The organism is Clavibacter lycopersici, assembly GCF_003576405.1.
GTDB lineage: Bacteria > Actinomycetota > Actinomycetes > Actinomycetales > Microbacteriaceae > Clavibacter > Clavibacter lycopersici.
Genome location: NZ_QWGT01000416.1, coordinates 1 through 1,156, shown reverse-complemented (window position 1 = coordinate 1,156; position 1,156 = coordinate 1). Strand labels below are relative to the sequence as shown.

Sequence of the window (1,156 nt, the reverse complement as noted above, 5' to 3'; positions counted from 1 at the left end):
GGCGATCCCGTCGGCGGCGAGGGCCAGCAGACCGCGCCCCATGGCGGCCGGCATCGTCGCGTCGACGATGGGCGACGACGACGCGGGGCGCCGGTCGGCCGCGCCGCCGCCCGCGGCCAGCACGCGCTCCCATCCCACGTAGGACTCGACGCCGATGTCGAGCACGGTGTCGAGGACCAGCACGGCCTCGGCCTCGGCGAAGCCCATGCGCGTGAGGTCGCGGATCGCCCCGGTGAAGCGCAGGACGACCTGGTCCGGGGCCGTCTCGAGGTGGTGGATCGCGCTCGCGAGGCCGGGGTGCCGGTCGTACATGTCCCAGATCCGCTCGACGGCCTGCTCGAGGTAGGTGCGCCACGCGGTGTCGTCGGGCGCGGCGAGCACGGCGGCGGGGGAGTCGGGGACCTCGGGCCAGTCCATGCGCGCGATGGCCGTGTCGCAGGCGAGCAGGACGATGTCGTCCCGGCTGGCGACGTGCCGGTACAGCGTCGAGTGGTCGACGCCCAGGCGGTGGGCGAGCGAGGTGAGGGTGAGGGTGCTGAGGCCGACCTCGAGGGCCGCCTCCGCGATGAGCCTCCGCGAGACGCGCGCGGGCCTCCCGACCCGACCGGCTCGCCGTTCCATGGCGTCGATCCTACCGTGACGACGCCAGCGATTTGGGCCCAAAGGATCACGCGCGGGCGGCTCTCCGCGGACGCGGGACGACCCGTGGTCGCGGCTCGGTCGGACGGCTCCCGCAGGCCCCGCGGCTAGCGTGGGGGCATGCCCGACACCCCCGCACCCTTCTCCGACCTCGACGACCTCATCGCCATCCCGCGCCTCGGCGGCCTCGTGCTCTCGCCCGACGGACGCCGCGCGGTGCTCACCGTCACGACCCTCGACGCCGCGCGCACCGGCTACCGCCACGCCCTCTGGGTCGTGCCCGCCGCGGGCGGCGGCGTGCCGCAGCGCCTCACCCGCTCGGCGAAGAGCGAGGCGGGCGCGGCCTTCACCGCGGCAGGCGACCTCCTCTTCGTCTCCTCCCGGCCCGACGCCGACGACGCCGACGAGAAGGACGCGGCGCAGCTGTGGATCCTCCCGGCGGCCGGCGGCGAGGCCCGCGCGCTGACCCGTCTGGCGGGCGGCGTGGACGGCATCGCGGCCGTCGCGCGCGACGCCG

2 protein-coding genes are annotated in these 1,156 nt (G+C 76.3%); one reads left to right on the top strand and one right to left on the bottom strand.

Annotated elements, in window-relative coordinates:
- A partial coding sequence (locus DZG00_RS15615; RefSeq protein WP_119455826.1) for a TetR/AcrR family transcriptional regulator occupies nt 1-621 on the bottom strand: 621 nt, incomplete at its 3' end.
- A 138-nt stretch (nt 622-759) separates the two neighbouring features.
- On the opposite strand from DZG00_RS15615, the gene DZG00_RS15610 reads away from it, so the two are divergent.
- The coding region (locus DZG00_RS15610; protein ID WP_375342513.1) for a TolB family protein at nt 760-1,156 on the top strand (397 nt) is incomplete at its 3' end.